Source organism: Spirosoma arboris (assembly GCF_009754945.1).
GTDB classification, from domain to species: domain Bacteria; phylum Bacteroidota; class Bacteroidia; order Cytophagales; family Spirosomataceae; genus Spirosoma; species Spirosoma arboris.
Genome location: NZ_WPIN01000019.1, coordinates 40,408 through 64,003, shown reverse-complemented (window position 1 = coordinate 64,003; position 23,596 = coordinate 40,408). Strand labels below are relative to the sequence as shown.

Genomic DNA, 23,596 nt, shown 5'->3' with positions numbered 1-23,596 from the left:
AAAAAATTTGGCCGTCCAGATTGAAGCGTTTATTATTGTAACAAATTGGTACAATAATAAAAACAATTCTTTACTAAGTTGCCTGATTTGAGGGTAAATCGATTTAGGCGGCTTCTTTTTTACACGAATACACTAAACAGATTGTCATGAAAACCCTTTTTATGCTTTCATTATTGACTGTTCCTCTGGCCGACATGGCTGTGGCTCAGTCAGCCAATGCACCCCAGGCCAAAACGGTCAATGGCATGGTGGAAGGCGTTACCGAAGCCAGCGGCATTCGCGCTTTCAAAGGAATTCCTTTTGCGCAACCTCCCGTTGGCGATTTACGCTGGAAAGAACCCCAGCCAACCAAGAACTGGCAGGGTATGCGTAAAGCAGACCATTTTGGCCCACGCGCCATGCAGGGTGCTATTTTTGGTGATATGGGCTTCCGCTCCGACGGTATGAGCGAAGATTGCCTATATCTGAACGTATGGACACCGGCCAAATCGGCTTCCGAGAAACTGCCTGTACTAGTGTATTTCTATGGTGGTGGCTTTGTGGCGGGCGACGGTTCTGAAGGTCGCTATGATGGTGAAAGCATGGCTCGCAAAGGCATTGTGACCCTTACTGTAAACTATCGGTTGGGTGTGTTTGGCTTTATGTCTCATCCCGAACTGACCAAAGAATCACCCCATCACGCATCGAGCAACTACGGGTATTTAGATCAGGCTGCGGCCTTGCGCTGGGTACAGCAAAATATTGCTGCTTTTGGTGGTGATCCAAAGCGGGTTACGATTGCCGGTGAGTCGGCAGGCTCCGTTTCGGTAAGTGCGCTCATGGTATCACCCCTATCGAAGAACCTGATTGCAGGTGCCATTGGTGAAAGCGGCTCTCTTTTAGGGACGTTACCACCCGCTCCATTGGCTACTGCCGAAGAAGCGGGCGTAAAGTTTGCGACCAGTATCGGCGCGAATTCATTGGCTGATTTACGGGCGATGTCGGCCGAAAAACTACTTGAGGCTACGACCAAACCTGGTGTTCCCTGGTTCACATCGGCACTGGATGGGTATTTCTTCCCGAAATCGCCGGTTGAATTATTCGCAACAGGTCAGCAGGCGCACGTGCCTTTATTGGTTGGCTGGAATTCGGAAGAAATGAATTACCGCGCTGTCATGGGAAAGGAAGAGCCAACTGTAGCGAATTACACGGCTACCGTGAAGAAACTCTATCCCGAACGTGCCGACGAAGTATTGAAATTATATCCTGCTGGTAGCGATGAGCAAGTTGCGCAGGCAGCTACTGATCTGGCCAGCGACCGCTTCATTGGCTACAGCACCTGGCGTTGGTCTGATATGCAGGCGAAAACGGGCGGTAAGCCTGTGTATCGTTACCTGTACGCACGCCCACGCCCAGCTATGACGGCGGCCATGGGTGACGCTGCACCTGGTTTGGCTGGTGGTGTCGTAAAAGGAGGAAATTCCTCCGCAATGAAAATAGCGCCTGCTCGTGGTGCCGTACACTCTGCCGAAATCGAGTATGCAATGGGTAATCTGCCGCTTAACAAAGTATATGCCTGGACACCTGACGATTACAAAGTATCGGAAGTGATGCAGAATTACTTTGCCAACTTCATAAAAACCGCTAATCCTAATGGACCGGGCTTGCCAAAATGGTCAGCTGTGAGTGTAGATAAGCCTGTTGATGTTATGCAGATTGATGTGAATACACGTGCCGAAACAGAGAAAAACCGGGCGCGTTACCTGTTTTTGGATCAACTAAGCGCCAAACAGTAAAGTCAATCGGTTGTCGTTGTTTAACAAAAAGTCAGGCTTAGTAGCCTGACTTTTTTGTCATATTTTACTAATCATCTCAGCTACCTCACGACCAGTCTGCATAGCCGCGTTGAGCGATGGATACCCCGTCTGATCACCACATTGGTACAGATTAGTCCCTAGTCGTAGGGGTTTGCGAAGAGCATCTTCACCAGCCTGCTCTGGATTGTAAGCCGGTAAAGAATGTGGAATAGAGTAGGTTCGCAGGTGATGCCATGCTTGAACTCCCTCACCGAACCAACTGCTCAATTCCTGTTTAATCTGCTCCGCTAATACCGTTTCGCTAACGGTTTGCTGTCCTTGCGTACTTACTGAGATCAGAACTTTATCCGCAGGTGCGTAGTTGGGTGCAACATCACTCATGATTGCGATATTGTGTACAACTGAACTACGGTTTGTATTAAGAATTAAGAGCTTTTTCTGTTCAGGGCTAATGGTAACCTGATCAGGATCAGCTGAAAAATAAGTACAGGTTGTCTGGTTAAATGCCTGCGGAGTAGGAGCAGGGTCTCCTAACAGGATAGCAGCCTGTGCTGCATCGACGGCCAATACAATGGTACCAGCTGTGAGTGATTCACCAGTAGCCAAACGGATGTTATTACCCGAAAGCTGCTCTACTGGACTGTTAAGGCGAATTTGGCCAGGCTCCAGGTGGCTTGCCAACTGATCTGCAATGGCTCCAATGCCTTGCGCTGGTACAGCACCGTCGCCCGAGAAAAACATCCGAAAACAAAACTCGAAGAAGTTGCTCGATGTTGTCAGCTCATCTTCCAGAAAAACGCCCCCAAAAAAAGGACGAAAAAAACGTTCGATAATTTGATCGGAGAAGCCATACTCCTGTAAAAAAGCCAGGGTCGTTTTGGGTGTCTGGCGGAATAATTCACTAAATGTCAGGCTTTGGGTTTGGCGCATTAGTTCAGCAATACGCAGTTTATCGCCCAGTGTACCGACCGAAGACGCCAGCGTCTGAAAAATGGCCAGAGGTTCCTGTAGCGGATTTTGCAGCGTTATCCAGTTACCCTGATCACGAATCAACGCTCCTGACCGGAAAGGCTTTAGATTGAGAGTACTGTAGTTGAGCAGGCGCTGTGCTTCCGGGTAGGCCGTCAATAAAATTTGAAAACCCCGATCGAGCTTGAAACCATCGACTATATCGGTGCGAACACGCCCCCCTACGCCATCGCTGCCTTCGAGTACGAGCGCCTGAATACCGGCTTGTTTCAAATAAACAGCACAGGTTAGGCCAGCTATACCAGCACCAATAATAATAACGCGCGAATCCACGTGGGGCGAATCCGACTGGCCAGACGAATCAGTAGACATATTCATAATAAGTTGAGAACCCGAATAAAGATCAAATTTAAATGACACGCTAACCGGATAACAAAATCCAACACATATATGTGGTACTTTTTCTATAAAACTTGAATTATACGAAGTTTATAAAAATTTAACATTCTGATAATCAGGTATTAGTAATTGTTAGTTGTTGTTTTTTTTTAGAAAATATTAATTTTGTGGCAACAAGTTGCGTTATAGCGGCATGAATCTGTTGGTTGTTGATAACTTCGACTCATTTACCTATATGCTGGTAGATTATCTACAGCAGGCAGGTGCCAGTTGCCGGGTTGTGCGCAACAACGAATCTTGGAGTCAGTTGACAAACGAACCTGTTGATGCAGTTGTTTTGTCGCCGGGACCAGGTGTTCCTCAGCAGGCGGGGCAACTTATGAATGTGATCCGTTATTACCATAAGCATGTGCCCATACTAGGTGTTTGTCTGGGACATCAGGCGCTGGGTGAGTTTTTTGGTGCGAAACTCATACCAGCCCATCGTCCGATGCATGGCAAAGTATCGTCAACCCGTGTGCTAACCACCGATTTGTTGTGGCATGGTCTGCCAACGGAGTTCGAGGTAACCCGTTACCATTCGCTGGTGTTGACAGCTATGCCTGATCAATTGATTGCTACGGCTGTTACGCAGCAGAATGAAGTAATGGCATTGAGGCATCAGACGTTGCCGATCTGGGGTGTTCAGTTTCACCCTGAAGCCGCACTAACTCAGTACGGATTACGAATCATAAAAAACTGGATTGACTTTGTATTGTTTACTCCTAAAAAAACAGATTCCGCCACATCCTTAACTATTGAATACGTATGAACTATCAGATTCGGGAAGAAGCGGGCTTCCGCTATGTTGATGAGGGTCAGGGTGATGTGCTACTATTGCTACATGGCCTATTTGGCGCACTCAGTAACTGGGATAGTGTGATTAGTAATTTTTCGGATCGCTACCGAGTTGTAATTCCGCTATTGCCTATTTATGAAATGCCGATTCGACAGGCAAGTCTGGAAGGGTTGGTAGCGTACATTGAAAAATTTGTTGCCCAAAAAGATCTGCACGGTATGATGCTACTGGGTAACTCGCTGGGTGGTCACCTGGCCATTCTTTATACCTTCAAGAATCCCGATCAGGTTCGGGGCCTGGTGCTCACAGGTAGTTCGGGTTTATTTGAGAATGGTATGGGTGGGTCGTTTCCCAAACGAGGAAGCTACGATTACATTGCAGAGCGCGTTGCCTATACATTCTACGATCCAAAGGTGGCTTCAAAAGAGCTAATCGACGAAGTATTCGAGATTACCAGCAGTATTCCTAAATGCATGAGTATTGTGGGCATTGCCAAATCGGCTCAACGGAATAATGTGGCAAAAGATTTGTACAAGATTCAGGTACCAACGTTGCTGGTATGGGGACTCAATGACACTATTACTCCGGCTGAAGTGGGCCATGAATTCAATCGATTGATTGCCAATTCGGAACTATACTTTATTGATAAGTGCTGTCATGCTCCCATGATGGAATGTCCCGACCGATTTAACCAACTGCTGGATGGTTGGCTCGCCGGGCATCTGGTTAGTGAGTTGGTGGGGTAAGTGAAGTTGGTGGAGTAGGTGAAGTGAGTGCAGTAAGAATATACGAATTACTAGTTAAACACACTTCACCTACTCCACCAACTTCACTTATTTAACTAACTACCAAACAAGATTTGGAAACTATGGAGGAATTTCCGTAGTTTTCTGACAAACAGTTTTCTGTTTTATCTACTACACGTTATTACCTATGCTGGCTGCCGAATTAATAGACCCTATGCTTCCGGCTCTGAAGCCAACCGACTCTGTCGGGCAGGCATTGGACTGGATGCAGGAACACCACGTCGGGCAACTCGTACTGACTGATCAGGGCGATTACCGGGGTATCGTGAGCGAAGAACTGCTCATGGATGTTGCCGACGATGAGCGGCCATTAGGCAATGTGATGCGTCTGTTTGAACAAACCTATGTACATGAAGACCAACACTTATTTGAAGTACTAGGGTTGGTTATTCAGCAGCAAATGGAAGTGGTGGCTGTTCTGAATGAAGTTCAGGAATTCATCGGCACTATTGCTGTTAGCGAATTACTTAAGCAATTTGCACAGGAACTTGGTGTACAGGATATAGGCGCTATTCTGATTCTGAACATGAACGAGCGCGATTATTCATTGACAGAAATTAGCCGACTAGTCGAATCCAACAACGTCAAAATCATTAGCAGTTACTTTTCGAGCGCTGCGTATGGTATGCCAGACCGCTCCCGATTAACGCTAAAACTTAATCGACGGGATATTTCGCCCGTTATTTCAACACTCGAACGCTTCGGTTATCAAATTGAAGCTGCTTTTGCCAACGCTCCTGTCGAAAGTATAGACCAGGAACGGCTCGATTCGCTACTTCGTTATCTTAATACATAAAATGTTGTAAGTTGTAAGTGAGTAAGTTGTAAGTGGCATATCATCAATGACAGAATGCATCAGCTACTTACAACTTACTCACTTACAACCTATTCACTTATTTATGAAAATCGCCATTCACGGGCGCAACTTTCCCGAATCGGCCCGGCCTTATATCCAGTCCATGTTTGAGGAACTGGCCAGACGTCAGGCCGAATTGATTATCTCGCAAGGTTATCGCGAGTTTCTGGATAATGCAGGCGTAGCCCATTACAGTCAGGCCACCTATACGGTTGAGGAAGGGGTTACCGATGCTGATTTTATTTTTAGTTTGGGTGGCGATGGTACACTGCTCGACGCTGTGACGCATGTAGGGCCGCGAGAGATTCCGATTATTGGCATCAACATTGGACGACTGGGTTTTCTGGCAACCGTTGCACCAGCATCGGTGCGACTCATGATCGATGCACTTTTCAACGAGCAGTATAGCATTGATGAGCGGACATTGGTAAGCGTTCGGTCGAGTCAGGATATTTTTGGGAGCTTGCCTTTCGGCTTGAACGATTTCACAATCACACGTACCCAGACATCATCGATGATAACGGTTCATGCCTACCTTGATGGTGAATTTCTAAACTCGTACTGGGCCGATGGTCTTATTGTATCGACACCTTCGGGTTCTACTGGCTATTCGCTCAGTTGTGGTGGGCCAGTGTTATTACCTCATACTGGTAGCCTGATCATAACGCCAATTAGCCCGCACAACCTTAACGTACGACCCATGATTGTGATGGATACCTGCCAGTTTACGTTCGAAGTTGAGAGCCGGAGTGGCAATTTCCTGGCCGCGCTGGATTCGCGTTCGTTCACTGTCGACACATCCGTTCGAATTAGTCTTCAGAAAGAAACATTTAAGGCTCGGCTGGTTAAACTTAGTGACGATAACTTCCTGAATACATTGCGTAGTAAACTTAATTGGGGATGGGATATCCGTAATTAACGAATCAATGTCGAAGATTGTATACAGTCAGCCTTAGTTTTCTCAATTTCCCTCTATTTCCCATTTGTGGCATAATTTTTACGGTATACTGCCAATAAAAGCGATAATTTGGCCGTTTCGGAATTGGTTGGCTTATAGCCCAACTAGGGTTGATTCACCTATTTTAAGCGTATGATTAACTACAAGCAGTTGGTAATAAGCGCTGCGGCAATCTGGTTGCTGACAGGTTTACTTACAGAAAGCTGGGCTCAACGGCGGCCAAATCCGCATTTCGTTCCCTACTCGTCGGTTTCGTTCGGGGGAGGAACATCTACTTACTTTGGTGATCTGGCAGGCTACAGCCAGCCGTTTAAATCCTTGTTTACCTTGCCACGCTGGAATGTTGGTATTGGGTATACTCGTCAGTTTACGCCACATTTTGCTGCACGTGCTACATTTACCTGGGCTCGAATTACAGGCGACGACTACACATACTCCCACAATGATCCTACTAAATTTGCCGCTCAGTACACGCGAAACCTGCACTTTCGGAATGATTTAAAAGAGTTTGCTATTTCGGGTATTTATAATTTCGTTGCTGATGGTCGTAATTCAAGCGTTCGAGCGAAATTTACTCCCTATATATTCGGTGGACTGGCCTTAGTGGCCCATAGCCCGGAAGCAAGAACGCCTACCGTAAGTGATACCAGTAACCAGTACGGAGCGCGTACGTGGGTAAAACTTCAGCCATTACATACCGAAGGACAAGGACAACCAGGTTACCAGAAGCCCTATTCATTGGTGACACTAGCTATTCCGGTTGGTATTGGTGCTCGATACAGGCTAAATGACAACTTTAATCTCGGCGTCGAGATTAGCTATCGGTATACATTTACCGATTATCTCGACGATGTGGGCGGTAACTATGCGGCTCCTGATGCATTACAAGGGTTGGCAAAGACAATGTCCGATCGACGGCTTGAACCTGATGCTGCTCGTGTGAATGTATCGCGTAACCCTGCCTTGTCGCAATTTCAGCAAACGAATCCAGACCTGTTTACTGCAACTGCAGTACGAGGGGCTGATGGGCTGCTTAACGATGGTTATTTACTAACTACATTTTCAATCCACTATATCATTCCGGTTAACATTAAGTGCCCACCTATTAAGTGAATAACGGGCAAAAAAGCTTATAGATTACAGTTATCAAATCTATGCACCGATACCGAATACGTACAGCCCGGCTGATTGTGGTCGGGCTTTTTATCAGTTTTAGCACACAGGCGCAAAAAATTGAACTTGGAGCCACTTTAGGCGGAATGCTTTGCAAAGGCGATGTAAATCCATCGCTGAACCCTCGTTTTATTAGTCCAGGTATTGGAGGTTTTTTTCGTTATAATGTAAGCCGTTCATTTTCATTACGTGCAGGAGGCTCTATTGGCTCTTTCCATGGTGAAGATCGGTTCAGTAGCGATCCTCTTCAACAGGCACGTAACTACTCGTATAAGACCAACATCCAGGAATTATATATTGATTTTGAATACAATTTTCTGAATTATAAGCCTTTACCAAAAGCCAAGAATTGGACCCCCTATATATTTGGTGGAATAGGTTTATGTAAATTTAATAATGACGTCATTCGGGCAGGTGGTGTTGTGACCTATCCGCTTGGTATAGGCGTAAAGTACGAAATAAAGCGCCCCTGGAGTATTGGTCTGGAGTTTGGTACCCGCTTTACCAGAAACGATTATCTGGATGGCCTCGGTGATGCTACATTTGGTAAAGCACTAACTAAAACGACTCAGGGTAACCCTGCTTTGTCGGATAGTTATACATATACAGCGATTACCCTTAGTTATACTTTCTACAAAATCGTTTGCCCGTAAAATCAGTTGAATTTGCGTCATTAGCCCGCCTGGCCAAAAAAATACATAAGTGTAACCAGGCCAAGAATAAGCCCCGACCAGCCCACAATGGTTCGCTTACCTGGTGTAGGCCCGTCTCGCAGCACCTTAACACCCAATGGTATCAAAGCCACACAAAGGCCAATTGTATCAATTGCCGATACCAATGAACTGCCTTTGAGTACGCCCAGCATTAACGTTGACATTAAGCCTAATCCTATCGAGCGTACCAGGTTGAGCGTACCTGAAAGATAGGCCCCAATAGCCAGTATTATCCAGCCAAATAAAATAGCTGCCGACAAGGTTGAAACAATATGGAAGGCGCTATAGGAGTCGGCAATGGCTTTTGTTGCCTGTTGTAGATTTTGAACATGGACTAACTGAAAGGCTAAATGATTGATACCGTAGTGAAACGTACGGGCAAACAAACCTAAGATGACCAGTGTACCTCCCCAGAGTGCCCAACCAGGCTTTTTATGCCCAATCAGTTTGGCGAGGGTAACAATAGCTGGCCATAATAAAATGTTACCTGCTAAAAAGAGACTGTAAGAAGTAGTTAGTAGGGTAGGATGGTCCGCAAAGGCTTTAAGTTGCTGAGGAAAAAAGAAATCAAATTGTATGCGAAGAAGAGTGCCTACCAGAATCAAAATCGGGCCAATTATCATTGAGATTCCCCCTACCCAGCGTCCGGGAAACCAGAAAGCGTTAATCTCATCAGAACCCACTCGTGTCGGTGCCATCTTTTTTAAAAGTAAGATATATGTAATGTAAGGTACTTTGCAATACATACTATATAAGTGGCTTTATTTTTAAATGAATGGTACGCTGTAGAATTTTGGAATGAGTGATAGTGATTAAAACGAAAAAGCATCGCTAGTGTGGGCGATGCTTTTTCATGTGGTGGAATGCAATTTAAGCGATTCTCTGAATGCGTATCGTAAGTTATGCTATTCGCTTCGTAAACTCTTTACTGGATTCACCAACGCAGCTTTGACCGTTTGGAAGCTCACTGTTGCCAGAGCAACTAAAACAGCGGCCAGGCCAACTCCGGCGAAAACCCATATGCTGATGGAAATATGTTCCAGATAATTATCCAGCCATGTTTTCATTAAAAACCAGGCTAATGGCAAGGCAATTATCAGGGCAATAAGTACTAGCTTGACAAAGCTCTGCGACAACGTAACAATGATGCTGGCAATACTGGCACCCATTACTTTCCGAATACCTATTTCTTTGGTTCGTTGCTCGATGATCATCATGGCAACGGCGAACAAGCCTAAGCAGGAGAGCAAAATGGCGATGCTGGAAGCCAGGCTGCAGATGCGCGACAATTGCTCTTCATTCTGGTACCAGGCGTCGACATTTTCATCCAGAAACGTGCCTATAAATTCCGATTGCGGAGCTACTTCTTTCCATACCTGTTTGAGCTTATCCATCGTGCCCGACAGACTTTGCGGAGTGACGCGGACAAAAATGTATCGGATAGGCTCATTATGAGAAAGATACAGGGTGATAGGCTTGGCTTCATCTGCCAGCGAATACAGATGAAAATCGGGAACAACGCCAATAATTTGAGACTTTGTATTCGAAGAATCGGCATCATCTCCCAGTAACATACCTACGGGGTTAGATTCGCCCATCATTTTAGCCATGCTTGCTGTAATAATCACACGCTTTACGGAGTCTGTTGCATAGGCCCGGTTGAAATCACGACCAGCGATTGGTTTAATACTCAGGGTTTTGAGGTAGTCGAAGTCGATTAATAGTAAATCGCTTGAGACGTTTTTGCCTTTGTAGGTGTAGCCGACCGTTGACCGTGAGCTGACATGATCTTTGCCTCGACCCAGATTGACACTTGTACCGGTTATAGCCAGTACCGATGGATCATTCGCCAGTGCATTACGCAGACGACCAAGCACTTGCCGACCGTTCACCTGATTGCCAACTGGAATGCTAATAACCTGCTCTTTTTGGAATCCAACCGGACGAGTGCGCAGAAAATTCAACTGCTGCGAGGCAATGATGGTACAGCAGGCCAGTAAGCTCGACATGACAAATTGGGTAACAATCAGCGAGTTGCGTATGGCGCCGGGGCGTTTTATTGATAGTTTTCCTTTCAGTACTTCCACCGCATTGAACTTCGCCATTTGCCAGGCCGGATAGCCACCCGCCACAAAGGTGACCACGACAAATACACCCAGCATAACGCCGATAAAACCTGGCTGAAGCATTTGATCAAACTGAAGCCGACCGTCGAAAGTGGCATTGAACAGAGGCAAAAGCAGGTAGGTAAGCAGCACACCCACTGAAAAACCAACCAGGCAAATCAGGGTTGATTCCCCCCAAATCTGGACAAAAAGCTGATTTTTCAGCGCACCCAACGCTTTCCGAACCCCAACCTCTCGGGCGCGGGTAAACGACCGGGCAATGCTTAGATTGATGAAGTTGATGCAGGCAATCAATAGGATAAAAAAGGCAATACCCATCAATGTATACACGATGGCAATGGGAGTGCCACCGCCACCGGCTATATCCCGATCGAAATGAACATCGGAAAGCTTCTGAATCCGAACGGCGAACAAATCGCCACGCTGGTCGGGCTTAGCTCCTTTCTTTTTGAGATCGTCAAGCCTGCCCTTGAAATACTTCTGGGCGAACGGTTTCAATCGATTCTCGAACGTTGCCTGATCGACATGGGGTGGCAACTTTATAAAAACTGTATGCGAATTCGCGCTCCAGTTGTCTTTGTCGTGCTGATAAGCGTATGAATTCTCGATCCGCACTAACGCATCGTATTGAATAGTGGAATTGTAAGGCGCATCGCTAATAATGCCCGTTATAATGTATTGCTTCTTATTACTGTCGCTGCCAATTAGTAGGGTTTTGCCGATAGGATCTTCGGCGCCAAATGCGGTTTTAGCCATAGTCTCGCTGATAACGGCACTACTTAAATTGCGGAGTGCAACTTCCCGATTTCCTTTAATCAGTGGAAATGAAAAGATTTTCAGGAAATCCTGATCGGTTTGCAGAACCAGTTTATCGAAATACTTTCCCTTTACTTCTACGAGACTCTTCCGGCCCGTTAAAATGCGGGCTACAGCTTCCAGTTCCGGATAATCAGCTTTTAAGGCAGGAGCCAGAGGTAAGGCCATATTACCACTTCGAAGCGCTTTTTCCGGATCATTCGAGAAAAAATACGTCTGAAAAATACGGTCGTCGTCCTGATGAAAATCGTCGAAAGTGAGGTGTAGATAAGACCGGAGAAACAAAAAGATACAGACAACAAAGGCCACAGATAGGCCAACGACGTTGATGGCCGCATATCCTTTGCTTTTCCAGAGATTACGGAGGGCTATTTTGATATAATTACGTAGCATATCGGGACTAAGAAAAAAAGTGGACCGGAGTTCGTGTTGTGGATACCTATAGCGATGGCTGGTTGGTGAGCTAACGCTGGCAGATGGTTTTGTAAGGGTACTGACTCGTCGTTTCAGAAAGTAAGGGCGGCAGAATTTGATCACTTCCTGTATGTACAACTGGCGCGCTTTCTTCTCGCCAACTTCTTCTACGTGCAGATCAAATTGTTCATGTAAATCGCCTACCAGCTCTTCCAGTAGGTAAGATGGACAGAACCACGTTAGTAAGCGATCGGCCCAGGCCGGTGGGAGCGGGGACTGGTTTTGTTTATTCATAGCTTACGATCAGGTGGGGGTTAGGAATAGAATCCCAGAGTTGGTTGCGCACTTCCCGCATCTCGCCCAGCGTTCGCTTTCCCAAGGTGGTAATGACAAATAATCGTTTTCTGCGGCCCCCTCTGGAAGCTGTGGCACCCCCTAGCTCAGATCGTACGAATCCTTTTTCCTCTAGGCGATAGAGGGCAATGTGTACACCACTGAGGCTAATCGTTCGATCGGTGCGCTGCTTTAATTCAGCGGCTATTGTAACGCCATAAGCTCCTCCCTCCAGCACGGCTACGGTGAGTAAAACCAGCTCTTCGAACTCGCCTAAATAAGCTCTTCCCATTGTCAGTAATGATTTGCTTGTTATTTGCTAAACAAATGCCTTGCCAACTTAAGAAATAGGCTTTTCTGGTTAACTGAGGGATATTTTTGTTATGGAGAGACTTAATGAATGTCCAGAAACGGACAGCAATCGTACACTTGCGGACATGGTAAAACCGCCAATTCTATTCTTTTCTTAGCTCATACCACAGCTCGACCATTCCGCTTTTGTAGGCGGTCACGTCCTTCAGGTGTAGCGCTTGTTCCTGGCCAATTTGGTCAAGAAACAGGGTCCCGTCCCCCAGAATAATAGGCAAAACGGATAATCTTATTTCGTTCGCCAATTGTAGACGAATGAATTCTTTGGCAAGCATTGCTCCGCCTACGAGCCAAACATTAGTATAGTTTAGCTTTAATCGTTCATCCACAAGTTTGTTGAGGTCGCCCGAATAAGTTTCAATATTCGTTCTGTCAATCGGTAGGTCCTGGTGAGTTACAACAATTGTTGGTGTATCTCCGTAAGCCCATCCATACGATTTTGACAGTTCCAGGGCGTGCTCGTAGGTCCGGGCGCCCATCACATAGCAATCTATTGTTTTAAGAAATTCTCCCGTGTCTTGTTCTGTAAGTTCAACTCCTTTTTCATAGCTATCAGATGTCTCAAACCAGGAAACGCTATTGTCTTTTTTTGCAATAATGCCGTCAAGACTTGAGACCATGTGTATTGTCAGTTTAAAGGAGTCTGTTGCCATTGATGAGTTATTTGTGCAGTTGAGAAAGTAACTAATTGTTCGCTAAAAACTAAAGCTAAATTTATAATTAAAAGTTGATATTAAAGGATCCTGCCCAGCAGGAAAAATTTTGCCGAATGTGAAGTTAAGTATGAAGTTGTTTAAGCTCCCTAATTTTTATTAAAATTGGATTATTTTTTTGTCATTCCGACGACAGGAGGAATCTCAAACTTCCTTATTAGTCAAGCTTGAGATTCCTCCTGTCGTCGGAATGACAAAAAAACCTAACATTTTCTATAAGAGGAAAAAGTTTAAACCGCTTCTATGTACAATCGTTGGTTATGTATGGGCTTCAATTATACAAAAAATTTTGATAACAGTTCGCCATCTTTTATCTTTAAGTGTTATTTAAAAATGTGACATTGCTCTTTTTTCTATTGCTGCCTTTATAAGGCTATCCGCATAGTTATGACTGGTTTCTATAGAAGTTGAGAACGAAAATTCTTTTCGCCAGTTTTCTGGTGCTTCTGGATGTACTCCCGTAAGCACCACCCATCCTGACCCATAATTTCCCTGAACAGTCGCTGGTGTGCCGTCTGGATATTTTGAAACCACGTCGCCCCAACCACTGAATTGGGGACCGTCTTCCCAATAGTGCTCGATTCGTGTTCCATCCGCATTGGAAACGGCAACTGCCGCCTTTCTTATCCCTTTAGCCTCAGCTGAATAAAATTTAAATTGTACACCGTTAGTAATATTAAAACTATTGTTTCGAGTATTCCCTGCCAAAAAACCGCCAGCACAAATTCCCAGATAATTTAATCCCTGATGAACCGCTTTTTGGATCTTTCTTGTCGTTTCTTCTGTAAGACTTTTACCTATATCTATAAAATTTCCACCGGGTATGATAATCAATTTGTATTTCTTCAATTGACTTGTATCTAATTCGTTTAGTTGCGTGGAATTTACTAGGGTAAAATCCATATGATTTGAAAATAAAATATCCTTAACAGCTTCCACATCGTTAGGCGACGTGCCTGTACCATTAAAAAGCATAATTGGCGCTTCTTTTATTGTGCTTTTACAGTTTGTGAAGAATACTATAATAATAAAATATGTAAAACAAATAAGTCTATTCTTAGTCGTGATCATTTTATTGATGAAGCTATTTAACCTTTTTTGTTTATAGGAAATGTTAGGCCGTTTTAATAGAAATTAGAAAATTTAAACGGCTTCAATTTCTACTTTCAAAATCTTGCTTTTTTGTTTTTCTAACTAGTGAAAGATTGTCGGATGTCATTCTATAATGATTGCCAAGTAGTAAATAGACGAATATGTTCGATTCCTGATAACGAGTTCTACGGAGCTTTCTTCGCCTGAGCTTCCAGAATTAGTTGCAGGTTTGCGTTCTCTCGGGTGATGTGGGTATAACTGCCTTTGCCAGTCTGAGCTAATTTTTTGAGATTCTGGCCGTTGATTTCATTCCGGCCAAAGGTGAAAATTGTCAGATAAACATCCTGACTACTGGCTTCATTAACCAATTGATACACTTCGTCACTCACCGGAAACTCGCCGTCGGTGGCCAGGATTATACGGTTGTTGCCTGCGCGGATGTAGTTTTTGTCGGCTACTTTGTAAGCCAGGCGGATGCCGCCGTTTCCATCCGTATCGCCGTCGGACTGGAGTTGGTCAATGACGCGGGCTATTTCGGTAGCGTTTGTACCGGATGTAGGTTTCAATGCCACTTTCGCCTTGCCCGAATACACCACAATCGAAAGTTGATCTTCGGGGCGGAGTATACGCAGCAGTGATTTAATGGCTGTTTTCAATAGCGGCAGTTTATAAGGCGAATCCATGGAGCCGGATACATCCAGCAGCAGCACCATATTATTGGCTGCAAAGCCTGCCAGCGAGTTAACTACGTTTGTCTGACCGGGCCGGTCTATAAATACCGTATCGACTTTGGTCTGATTAACATAAATAGTGTCATGCTGAATACCTGTTTTTCCCGTTGTCGTAGTCGGGCTACTCATTGGAGTTGTATTGGTCGTTGTCGATTGAGCAACTGGCTTTGTTTCTGCAAGCGGTTTATTGATTGGTTTCGTAACCATTTCGGTTGTCGCTACAGGAATTGTTAGTGGACCTAACCGACGAAAAGCCAGGATATTTGGCTCATTGATGGTTTTCAATACGCCTACTTTGGCCAACTCGCTAAACTGGTTGTATTGGTAAGCTATCTCGTTATTGAAGAAATAATAAAACGATTCGTACGTCTGACCTGGCGATTTTAGCGAGACTTTCTGCGCCTTTTCGGCCATTCGGAGTGAGTTTTCGGCGAGGTCTTCATAAGGCGAGTAGGGGCATAGGCCGTTATTGCGCCCCAGTCGTTTCAGGCCTTTCAGATTCTGATATTCGTTTGTAATCAGCGTTCTGGCTTCGGCTTGTAGCGCATCGGTAGCGGGTACCTGTGTGGCTTCTCCTTTCAAATAGGCTCTTACGCCGAACAAAATCTCTTTATTCAGATCAATGAGTTTCAGTAGCGCTTTGCCCGATACGTCATAGGATGTGATCGGTTTTTTGACCGGATAACTCTCGTGAATGCGTCGAACATCCTGATAAAGCCGCTCTTTCTTTTGATCGAACACATCGAATAGGTAGGCATATCGATCCAGAATAGCGTCGGAGCGTTTTAGTCTATCCTGTTCGTATTGTTTGGTGCTGGTATAGGTAATCAACTCAATACTCAATGCATCCATTTCTTTCAGTATCGCCAGTAATACATCAGCCTGTCCGTTAATCGAAGTCCGGTACGGTTGCGGAATCTGTGGAGTATTAATGGCAAGAAGTTGATGTTCGGATATCGGCACCTTATAGTCTTCATGCGAGTAGGTCAGATTACCCCGACGTTTAGATGCACCCGGTTCCCGATAATATTCTGCTGAAGATTGATAATCGCGGATCAGTAGTTGCATACGATTCATCTGCCGTAAAGATTCGTTGATAAAGTCAACGTAGGCATTCAGCGCGTCAAAAGTAGCCGTACTAGCCGGGGCCGTAGCTGGTTTTATTGTGAATGCCGCAGGTTGAACATCCCGAAAGGGGGCTGTTCCATCAGATTTCGGGCTGGATGCCTGCGGAACATCGAACGCAAAAACAGGTGCATATTTAGGATAATCCAGCAACTGTTTGGTCGATGCGCTGTACTTAACAAAACTCTGGTACCAGTTTAGCAAATCGTTGTTGTACTGGTTGATAAATGACCGATAGAATTCATTGTTGTGCCGCGCTGTTTGTTGGGCGGCAAAGGTATAGTCATCGACCGCCCGTTTCTTTACGGCCTGAATTATATGCAAACCTCCCTTGAACGAACTCAGCATATCTGAAGCGGGGTATTCAATAACCGACCGACCTTTCCCAAATTCATTGAGCAGTTTTTCATCTGCCAGAATGCTCTGCTGAACGAGTTTAACAGGCCAGTTCGACGGACTTTTTTCATTCAGATAATAAGCCAGCGTATCGAGCAACTGTTGCTGACTTATCAGTACCTGCTCTATTTCTTTCTCGGTGTAGAGATAGGCATCCGTAGCGCGGTAAGGCTGGTATCGGCGATAGACTCGTTGAATTTGTTTGTAGAAAGCGTCCTTGTCGTTGCTAAATTGAGTGGTAAGCGCTTGAAATTGAGTAATGAGTGTGATTGCTTTCTTGAAATTGTCACGCTCGTAATCTTTCAATCGGTCGTAGGTTTCTAAGGCTTTGGCTGTCTGATCGATTTTGGTCACTAATTTCCAGAGTGCCTGAGCGCTGGCTTGCAATCGCTGTTTTTCTATATCGGTGAAGGCATTGTCGGTTAGCGCCTTTTTGTAGTAATATTCCTCCAGTGTACCCGATGGCGATAGTCGCAACAGAGAGCGCCCTCGTGATTGATACGTCCCCATATCGGCATAATAAGCCTGTATACGTTGCAACCGGTCGCTCACTTCATCGACTGATTGATTCAGAAATGCGACATACTGATTAAGGGCCTGCTGAGGTGTTTCGCGTAAGGACTGACCTGTTGCAAAAAAGGCCGCGAATAGCAGAAGTAGGAAAAGAGGGGTATGCATACTCAAAATAACACAAAAACAATGGTCTAACATACTCACATAAAGCCGCTTAGTGGAAATTCTCGGTAGCGGGAACAAGCCTGAGTCGATACCGGAGGGTAAGTCGCTGTTTAATCGTATCAGATAAGCTATAGTCCTGATACTGACTGGGGAAAATCCAGTTCGACCAGTTTGTCGATTGGGTGGGCAGCCGCGGCAAATCTAATAGGAACAAGACTGGATTGTTGTGTAAGAATACGCGCATTTGCCATTTATCGACATCCATAGGCGCTGTAGCCCAAGGTAAGATAACAAACTCGCCATCCTCCCGAACCGCGTCGGAACGGGGGAAGTTACCGCTGTTTTGTCCACCGATATAATCCATTGAAATGGCCGACGCAATGTCTGAACCATTAAGCAACGGTTTGTTTACGCGTACTTCTATTTCCAGAGCTGCCCACTTGCCTTCGTAGCGAAGTCGTTGAGGTTGCTGGGAAGCGTTCACTAGCCAATAAACAAGCCAACCCGCCAGTAGAATGCCATCAGTGATTTGCAGGTATCGTAGGTAAGTCGGCGTCAGAAAACGTCCGCTCAGATACCAGAGTAGCCCAATGCCAATACCCGTTATGGCCAGGCCACCCAATATACCAAAATAGCCATAAGCTATACTATCATCGCTGCCACCGCCTGCGTCTTTGGTGAACCACCAGACCAAACCGTACCCCAACATGAAAAAAAGAGGTGCCGTACACAAACAGGCAACCAGAAGTGTGACTGATCGTTCCATGTTTTATCTTCTAGTGATAGCAGTGGGATTTTATACCTCGAAGTTGATACCAAACCGAAGGAGAAGCTACTATGAATGAACAACAGGTGGTTTTAGGGCAACAACATGTAGAGATGACATGATAATCTGATCGATCTATTGCCAATTAATCGGCCTTTCCTGTCCTAATATTATGTTAAAAAATGTATAAATATAATTGTTATTTTAATGTAATTTTAATATGTATATATTTCATTTTATTAGGATTATATATCAAAGAAAATAGAAATAGTGAAATATAAAATTGTAATTTATTGTAAATTCGATATAAAATTTTGCAATAGGGGAAGGGTGATTTTACTTTAAGGGTAAAATTTAAGCACTCATCAAAGATGATTCGAAAACTTCTATTTAACCTTACTTTAATGCTATTGAGCATTATGAGCTTCTCATATGCTCAGGATCGCGTTATTACAGGACGTGTTACCTCCAGCGATGATGGTGGGCCGTTGCCTGGTGCCAGTATATCTGTGAAAGGCACAACTCGTGGTACAACAGCTGATGCCAGCGGGAATTTTAGTTTGGCCGTATCGGGTAAACCAACACTCGTTGTTTCGTCAATTGGCTTTGCTCGTCTGGAAGTCGAAGTAGGTAACCGTAGTACGATTACGGTGCAATTGCAGAGTACAAACAGTGATCTGGAAGAAGTAATTGTAACAGGTTACGGTGGTGTTCTCAGCAAGCGCGAAGTGACCGGAGCCGTTTCTAAAATTAAAGGTACTGACATCCAGAACGTTCCAGCCCAAAGTATCGACCGGGCTATGCAGGGTCGTATTTCGGGTGTGCAGATTTCCTCTGCTAACGGTGCTCCTGGTGGAGCCATGCAGGTACGTATCCGGGGCGTAGGTTCTATTACGGCCGGTAATGAACCCCTCTATATTGTCGATGGTGTTCAGCTTAATACGCAGAATACCAACAGTTATGCCAGCTCGAACCCTATTAACTTCCTTAACCCGAATGACGTTGAGTCGATTGAGGTATTAAAAGATGCTGCCGCTGCATCTATTTATGGGTCTCAGGCTGCCAACGGGGTTGTCATCATTACAACCAAAAAAGGGAAAGCGGGCAAGACGCAAGTAAAACTCAATTACTATCAGGGTGTTGTCGAGCCAATTAAATACTTCGACGTTCTGAATTCGCAGCAATGGGTAAACATGCGAACCGAAGCGTTCATGAATGCTAACCCAACCCAATCCAGAACGTGGGCACTTCAGCAAGTACTTGGTATTCTTCGTTATCCAGCCGCAACTATAGCGAGTCTGGGCGAGAACCAACTACAGGGTATTGTAGATACACTGAAAACCTACGACTGGCAGCGGGCGGCTATGCGCTCTGGACGTGTACAGAATTATGAATTATCGCTCTCAGGTGGCAGTGATCGGAATAATTTTCACTTCTCGACATCTTATAATTCGCAGGATGGGAACGTGGTTGCCATCAACTTTAAACGGTTTACGACGAGCTTACGACTGGGGCAGAAGTTGTCGGACAAGTTGCAGTTTGAGCAGTCTATCAACCTGAGTACAACAACGCAGGGCGGTCAGTACGCGTCGCCAAACGGAGGTGGTTATCTTGGATCGGCGGCTTTCGGAGGACCAGTTATGGTACCGACCAACGCGATTTACAACGCAGATGGAACCTACGCAAACACGCCACAGACAGGTGGTGCAGTTGGGGTTGTTAGTCACAATTTCATCCTGTCGGCCGATTACGCTAAAATCACATCGACCACGAATCAACTGGTAGGTAGTGCAGCGCTTACTTATAAAATAACGCCCCAGCTAACCTTCCGGCCAACCGTCAACCTGGATTATCGCCTTATTAAAGGAAACTACTATGCCGATCCGCGTATTCAGGATGCGTATAGTGTGCAGGGGCGGGATTCCTTCCAGAACGAAGAAAGTATCAACTTCCTCACAAATGGCGCGCTTACCTATTCGCACCAGTTTGGCGAACATTCGATTAACGCACTGGCAGGGCTCGAGTATCGGAGCGATACCCGGAATGGAACCAGCGGTTCTGCTTATGGATTCCCAACATCAGCCTTTCAATACATTTCTGCCGCTGCTAATTACCAAAGTATGTCAAGTTCCTGGACGGGCTATCATCGGGCTTCTGCTTTTGGTAAAATCGACTATAACTACAATAGCCGGTATTTCCTGTCGCTTATTGGCCGTTACGATGGTTCTTCCCGCTTTGGTGCTAACAACCTGTTTGGTTTCTTCCCATCTATTTCGGGTAGCTGGTTAGTGTCAGACGAATCATTCCTGAAAGGCAATCCAGTATTGACCGAATTGAAACTGCGGGCCAGCTTTGGATCGACCGGAAACGATCAGATCGGGAACTTCGATTCAAGAGGTTTGTATGTGGGTGGTGCTAACTACAATGGTGGCAGTGGTATTGCTGTGACCAGCTTAGCAAACCCCGATTTGAAATGGGAACGGAATACCGAAGTAGCCGCAGGTCTGGAATATGGCATCTTTAATAACCGGATTCGTGGCCAATTCGATGTATATGATCGTACCAGTAACGACCTGTTGTTGCAACGGCAAGTGCCTAACACTAGTGGTTATACCACCATTACGTTCAATGCCGGTCAGGTAAAAAACCGGGGTTTTGAAGCCGAAATCACCGTTGATGTCCTGAAAACCTCATCACTTCGCTGGGAAAGTAGCTTTAACTTCTCGGTTATCGATAACAAGGTTACCAAACTGTATGATGGGATTTCGCCACAGGCCAACGTCGACAGCCTTATTTTGCTGACAGCCCCAGTGCAGGCGGGGAACACAACCGTTACCCGTAACTTCATTGTTGGTAAACCTGTTTATGCCAACTATGCTCCTGTATATGCGGGTGTAAATCCTGCAACGGGCCGGGCCATGTGGTATGACCAGAACGGCAACATTGTGTACACCTACCAGACTCCTCGTGATTCTAAATACTTGGGTTCTGACTTTGCCAATATTTATGGTGGCTGGCGTAACCAGATTTCGTACAGAGGTTTCGATTTGACCGCGTTTTTCCAATATGAGTTCGGTCGTCGTGTCAACAACTCGCAGGGGCTCACACTGATAGATGACGGAACTCGTAATGTGAATACCTTACTGGATACTTATAACAATCGCTGGACGGCGCCGGGGCAAATCACAGACGTACCACGACCCTACAATGGTGGTGCCGAAGTACTGGGATCTTCGTATGTATCCAGCACTAGCCGGTCTATTGAAGATGCTTCGTATATCCGTCTAAAGCAGGTTCAGCTGGCGTATACCTTCCCCAAAGCCCTGCTGACCAAAACCAAGCTACTTCAAAACGTTCGCATTTATGGAATAGCTACAAACCTGGTTACCTGGACGAAATGGACGGGCTACGACCCAGAGTTCCTGAACTTCGGATCGGGTAATACGGGTGCTATCCCCCAGTCGAAGACCTACACGTTCGGCGTTGAGATCGGTTTATAATCACTTCATCCTTGTTATTTAGTTTATGAAAACATACATGTTTAAGCGGGTACTGGCCACGACGATCCTAACGGGTGGGCTCTTTGCCTGTAGTAGCCTAGTAGATGTAAAGCCTAAAACCGCCGTTGATTCATCGACAGCTCTTACCACTCAGGAAGCAGTTAATGCCGCCGTCAATGCTGTTTATGATGCCTTGCAAAGTACGGATTTGTATGGTCGGGATTTGATTGCCCTCCCTGAAGTGCTCGCTGATAATGGACGGGCGACTAACAACTCGAGCCGCCTGGTTCCTGAATATCAGAATCAGCCTGGCAATCACATGATTAACTGGACGCAGGATTACTATGGTATCAATCAGGCAAACCTGGTACTGGACGCCCTGCCTAAGGTGACTATGACAGATGCACAGCGCAACTCCTATATGGGACAATGTCTGTTTCTGAGATCATTGATGTATTTCGATTTGGTGAAAGCCTATGCTTATATGCCTACTGCGATTATTAATGAGTATAATCGGGGTGGTGTTCCGCTAGCACTGACGGGCGTATTAACATTGCCACAAGTAGCCTATCCAAGCCGACCATCCATTGATGAAGTGTATACGCAGATCTTGACCGATCTGACAACAGCTATCGATAAACTGACGGGGACTGCTACTTCACGGGGTCCAGCTTATGCCACTAAAGGAGCAGCCCAGGCGCTCTACTCTCGCGTAGCACTGTATGCCGGTAAATACCAAGAATCGGCCGATATGGCAACCAGTGCGCTGGCCTCTGGAGTAGGCGTATTTCAGTCTAAAACCACGTATATCGCAGGCTGGCGTACCGCTATTAACCCAGAGTCGATGTTTGAAATTAATTTTCAGACAAATGAGAACATTGGCGTAAACACCTCATTGCAAACAACCTTCACGACGCTGGTAACGCTTGGTAACACGGCGCAAACCGGCGGATTCGGGGATGTTGTGCCTACGGTGGCACTTCTGGCCGATCTGGAATCAGAGAAAGATGCATCGGGCGCGGTGCTGGACATTCGTCGCCAACTGTATGAATTAGGAACAAAAGGACGCGGTGCACAAAACATCGAGACGACTAAATTCCTGGGCAAAAACGGGACTATTAACCTTGATAACGTGCCGGTGATTCGTATTTCAGAAATGTATCTGAACCGGGCCGAAGCCTATTATCGACTGGGAAGAGAGGCTGATGCAATTAAAGATTTGAACACCATCCGGACGCGCTCGGGATTGCCCGAAAAAACAGGGTTGACTGGCACCGCTTTGCTGGATGAGGTCATCAAACAGCGTCGTCTGGAGTTTGCGTTCGAAGGACACCGGTTCTGGGATCTGAAACGACTTGGTCGCGACATTGTCAAATTGCCTACTAATCTTCCGTTCACAGATTATCGTGTTCTGGCCCGGATTCCGATCAGCGAGATCAACAATAACCGTAACCTGAAGCAAAACTATAACTACTGAGCCATTACTATGAAAAGACTATTGCGTTTCGCGCTGATAGGTATTGTTTTACTTGCGCAAACTTCATGTTTCAAGGAAAACGATTTCCTGTATAATAAAAAAACGGTTGTTGAGTTTCAGGCAACGGTAGTTACTTCGTTCGCCGTTGGAAAAACGTATCCACTGCTGCCTATCAAGAACGGAGCCGGTGCGCAAACTACCCAGGTGAATCTGGTAGGTGCCCAACGGAATACAGATGAGGTCATCAAATTCTCCGTCGATAAAGACAACACAACAGCGGTAGAAGGTGTCCACTACAGTCTGAACGGAGGGACATTCACGATTCCGGCTAAATCCAGTTTTGGAAGCTGCTCTGTCAATATATTGACCGGGGCGGCTCCGACCGGTACAACCCAAACAGTTGATCTGGTTTTGATATTGGAAGGAAACGGTTCGGACATCACTCCGAATGAAAACTACAAAAAAGTCGGCTATCGAATTTCGTTTTAACGTTTAGATGCCGCAGCCAGTACTGGCTGCGGCATTTTTTATGGCATAGGCCATTTGTTTTCG

The 23,596-nt window shown here is 45.6% G+C and carries 18 protein-coding genes; 10 read left to right on the top strand and 8 right to left on the bottom strand.

Annotated elements, in window-relative coordinates; genetic code table 11:
* Window positions 1–146 precede the first annotated feature (146 nt).
* Complete coding sequence (locus tag GO755_RS33125; protein WP_157589733.1) at window positions 147–1,775, top strand: carboxylesterase/lipase family protein; 1,629 nt, start codon at window positions 147–149, stop codon at window positions 1,773–1,775.
* 57 nt (window positions 1,776–1,832) lie between these two features.
* Here GO755_RS33125 and GO755_RS33120 read toward each other — a convergent pair whose 3' ends face one another.
* On the bottom strand, window positions 1,833–3,137 hold the full coding sequence (locus tag GO755_RS33120) for a protoporphyrinogen/coproporphyrinogen oxidase (protein ID WP_157589840.1): 1,305 nt from the start codon (window positions 3,135–3,137) through the stop codon (window positions 1,833–1,835).
* 220 nt (window positions 3,138–3,357) lie between these two features.
* Between GO755_RS33120 and GO755_RS33115 the strand changes: the two genes are divergently transcribed.
* The 6 genes from GO755_RS33115 to porG all read left to right on the top strand — a co-directional run bounded on the left by GO755_RS33115 (window position 3,358) and on the right by porG (window position 8,448).
* On the top strand, window positions 3,358–3,975 hold the full coding sequence (locus GO755_RS33115; protein WP_157589732.1) for an anthranilate synthase component II: 618 nt from the start codon (window positions 3,358–3,360) through the stop codon (window positions 3,973–3,975).
* Entirely contained in the window at window positions 3,972–4,748 is a 777-nt protein-coding gene (locus GO755_RS33110; protein ID WP_157589731.1) for an alpha/beta fold hydrolase, read from the top strand. The genes GO755_RS33115 and GO755_RS33110 overlap by 4 nt, the downstream gene beginning before the upstream one ends.
* Window positions 4,749–4,935: 187 nt before the next feature.
* The gene (locus tag GO755_RS33105) at window positions 4,936–5,604 is read left to right on the top strand and encodes a CBS domain-containing protein (RefSeq protein WP_157589730.1); all 669 of its coding nucleotides are present in this window, start codon (window positions 4,936–4,938) and stop codon (window positions 5,602–5,604) included.
* A gap of 103 nt (window positions 5,605–5,707) precedes the next feature.
* The gene (locus GO755_RS33100) at window positions 5,708–6,583 is read left to right on the top strand and encodes an NAD kinase (protein ID WP_157589729.1); all 876 of its coding nucleotides are present in this window, start codon (window positions 5,708–5,710) and stop codon (window positions 6,581–6,583) included.
* 171 nt (window positions 6,584–6,754) lie between these two features.
* A complete protein-coding gene (locus tag GO755_RS33095) occupies window positions 6,755–7,735 on the top strand; it encodes a DUF6089 family protein (protein ID WP_157589728.1) in 981 nt (326 codons plus the stop codon).
* A 41-nt stretch (window positions 7,736–7,776) separates the two neighbouring features.
* Window positions 7,777–8,448, top strand: coding sequence for a type IX secretion system protein PorG (gene porG, locus GO755_RS33090; RefSeq protein ID WP_157589727.1), 672 nt, complete (start codon window positions 7,777–7,779; stop codon window positions 8,446–8,448).
* 20 nt (window positions 8,449–8,468) lie between these two features.
* Here porG and GO755_RS33085 read toward each other — a convergent pair whose 3' ends face one another.
* The 7 genes from GO755_RS33085 to GO755_RS33055 form a co-directional block, all read right to left on the bottom strand.
* Window positions 8,469–9,206, bottom strand: coding sequence for a hypothetical protein (locus GO755_RS33085; protein ID WP_157589726.1), 738 nt, complete (start codon window positions 9,204–9,206; stop codon window positions 8,469–8,471).
* Window positions 9,207–9,413: 207 nt separating this feature from the next.
* Window positions 9,414–12,158 carry an FtsX-like permease family protein gene (locus GO755_RS33080; RefSeq protein WP_227687183.1) on the bottom strand — a complete coding sequence of 915 codons (2,745 nt, stop codon included), beginning with the start codon at window positions 12,156–12,158 and terminating at the stop codon, window positions 9,414–9,416.
* Window positions 12,151–12,489, bottom strand: coding sequence for a PadR family transcriptional regulator (locus GO755_RS33075; protein WP_157589725.1), 339 nt, complete (start codon window positions 12,487–12,489; stop codon window positions 12,151–12,153). Before GO755_RS33075 ends, GO755_RS33080 begins: the two co-directional genes overlap by 8 nt.
* 163 nt (window positions 12,490–12,652) lie before the next feature.
* Complete coding sequence (locus tag GO755_RS33070) at window positions 12,653–13,219, bottom strand: dihydrofolate reductase family protein (RefSeq protein WP_157589724.1); 567 nt, start codon at window positions 13,217–13,219, stop codon at window positions 12,653–12,655.
* 387 nt (window positions 13,220–13,606) lie between these two features.
* A complete protein-coding gene (locus tag GO755_RS33065) occupies window positions 13,607–14,350 on the bottom strand; it encodes a BPL-N domain-containing protein (RefSeq protein ID WP_157589723.1) in 744 nt (247 codons plus the stop codon).
* 206 nt (window positions 14,351–14,556) lie between these two features.
* The gene (locus GO755_RS33060; protein WP_157589722.1) at window positions 14,557–17,301 is read right to left on the bottom strand and encodes a VWA domain-containing protein; all 2,745 of its coding nucleotides are present in this window, start codon (window positions 17,299–17,301) and stop codon (window positions 14,557–14,559) included.
* A 49-nt stretch (window positions 17,302–17,350) separates the two neighbouring features.
* Window positions 17,351–18,067, bottom strand: coding sequence for a hypothetical protein (locus GO755_RS33055; protein WP_157589721.1), 717 nt, complete (start codon window positions 18,065–18,067; stop codon window positions 17,351–17,353).
* A 371-nt stretch (window positions 18,068–18,438) separates the two neighbouring features.
* On the opposite strand from GO755_RS33055, the gene GO755_RS33050 reads away from it, so the two are divergent.
* From GO755_RS33050 to GO755_RS33040, 3 genes are read left to right on the top strand one after another with little or no spacing between them, the layout of a single operon-like run.
* Window positions 18,439–21,567, top strand: a complete 3,129-nt coding sequence (locus GO755_RS33050; protein WP_157589720.1) for a SusC/RagA family TonB-linked outer membrane protein — start codon at window positions 18,439–18,441, stop codon at window positions 21,565–21,567.
* Window positions 21,568–21,592: 25 nt separating this feature from the next.
* Window positions 21,593–23,044 (top strand): RagB/SusD family nutrient uptake outer membrane protein, encoded by a 1,452-nt coding sequence (locus tag GO755_RS33045; RefSeq protein WP_157589719.1) that lies wholly within the window; start codon window positions 21,593–21,595, stop codon window positions 23,042–23,044.
* Between the two features lie 9 nt (window positions 23,045–23,053).
* Window positions 23,054–23,533: a DUF4843 domain-containing protein gene (locus GO755_RS33040; RefSeq protein WP_157589718.1), complete on the top strand. Its 480-nt coding sequence runs from the start codon at window positions 23,054–23,056 to the stop codon at window positions 23,531–23,533.
* The last annotated feature ends 63 nt before the right edge of the window (window positions 23,534–23,596 follow it).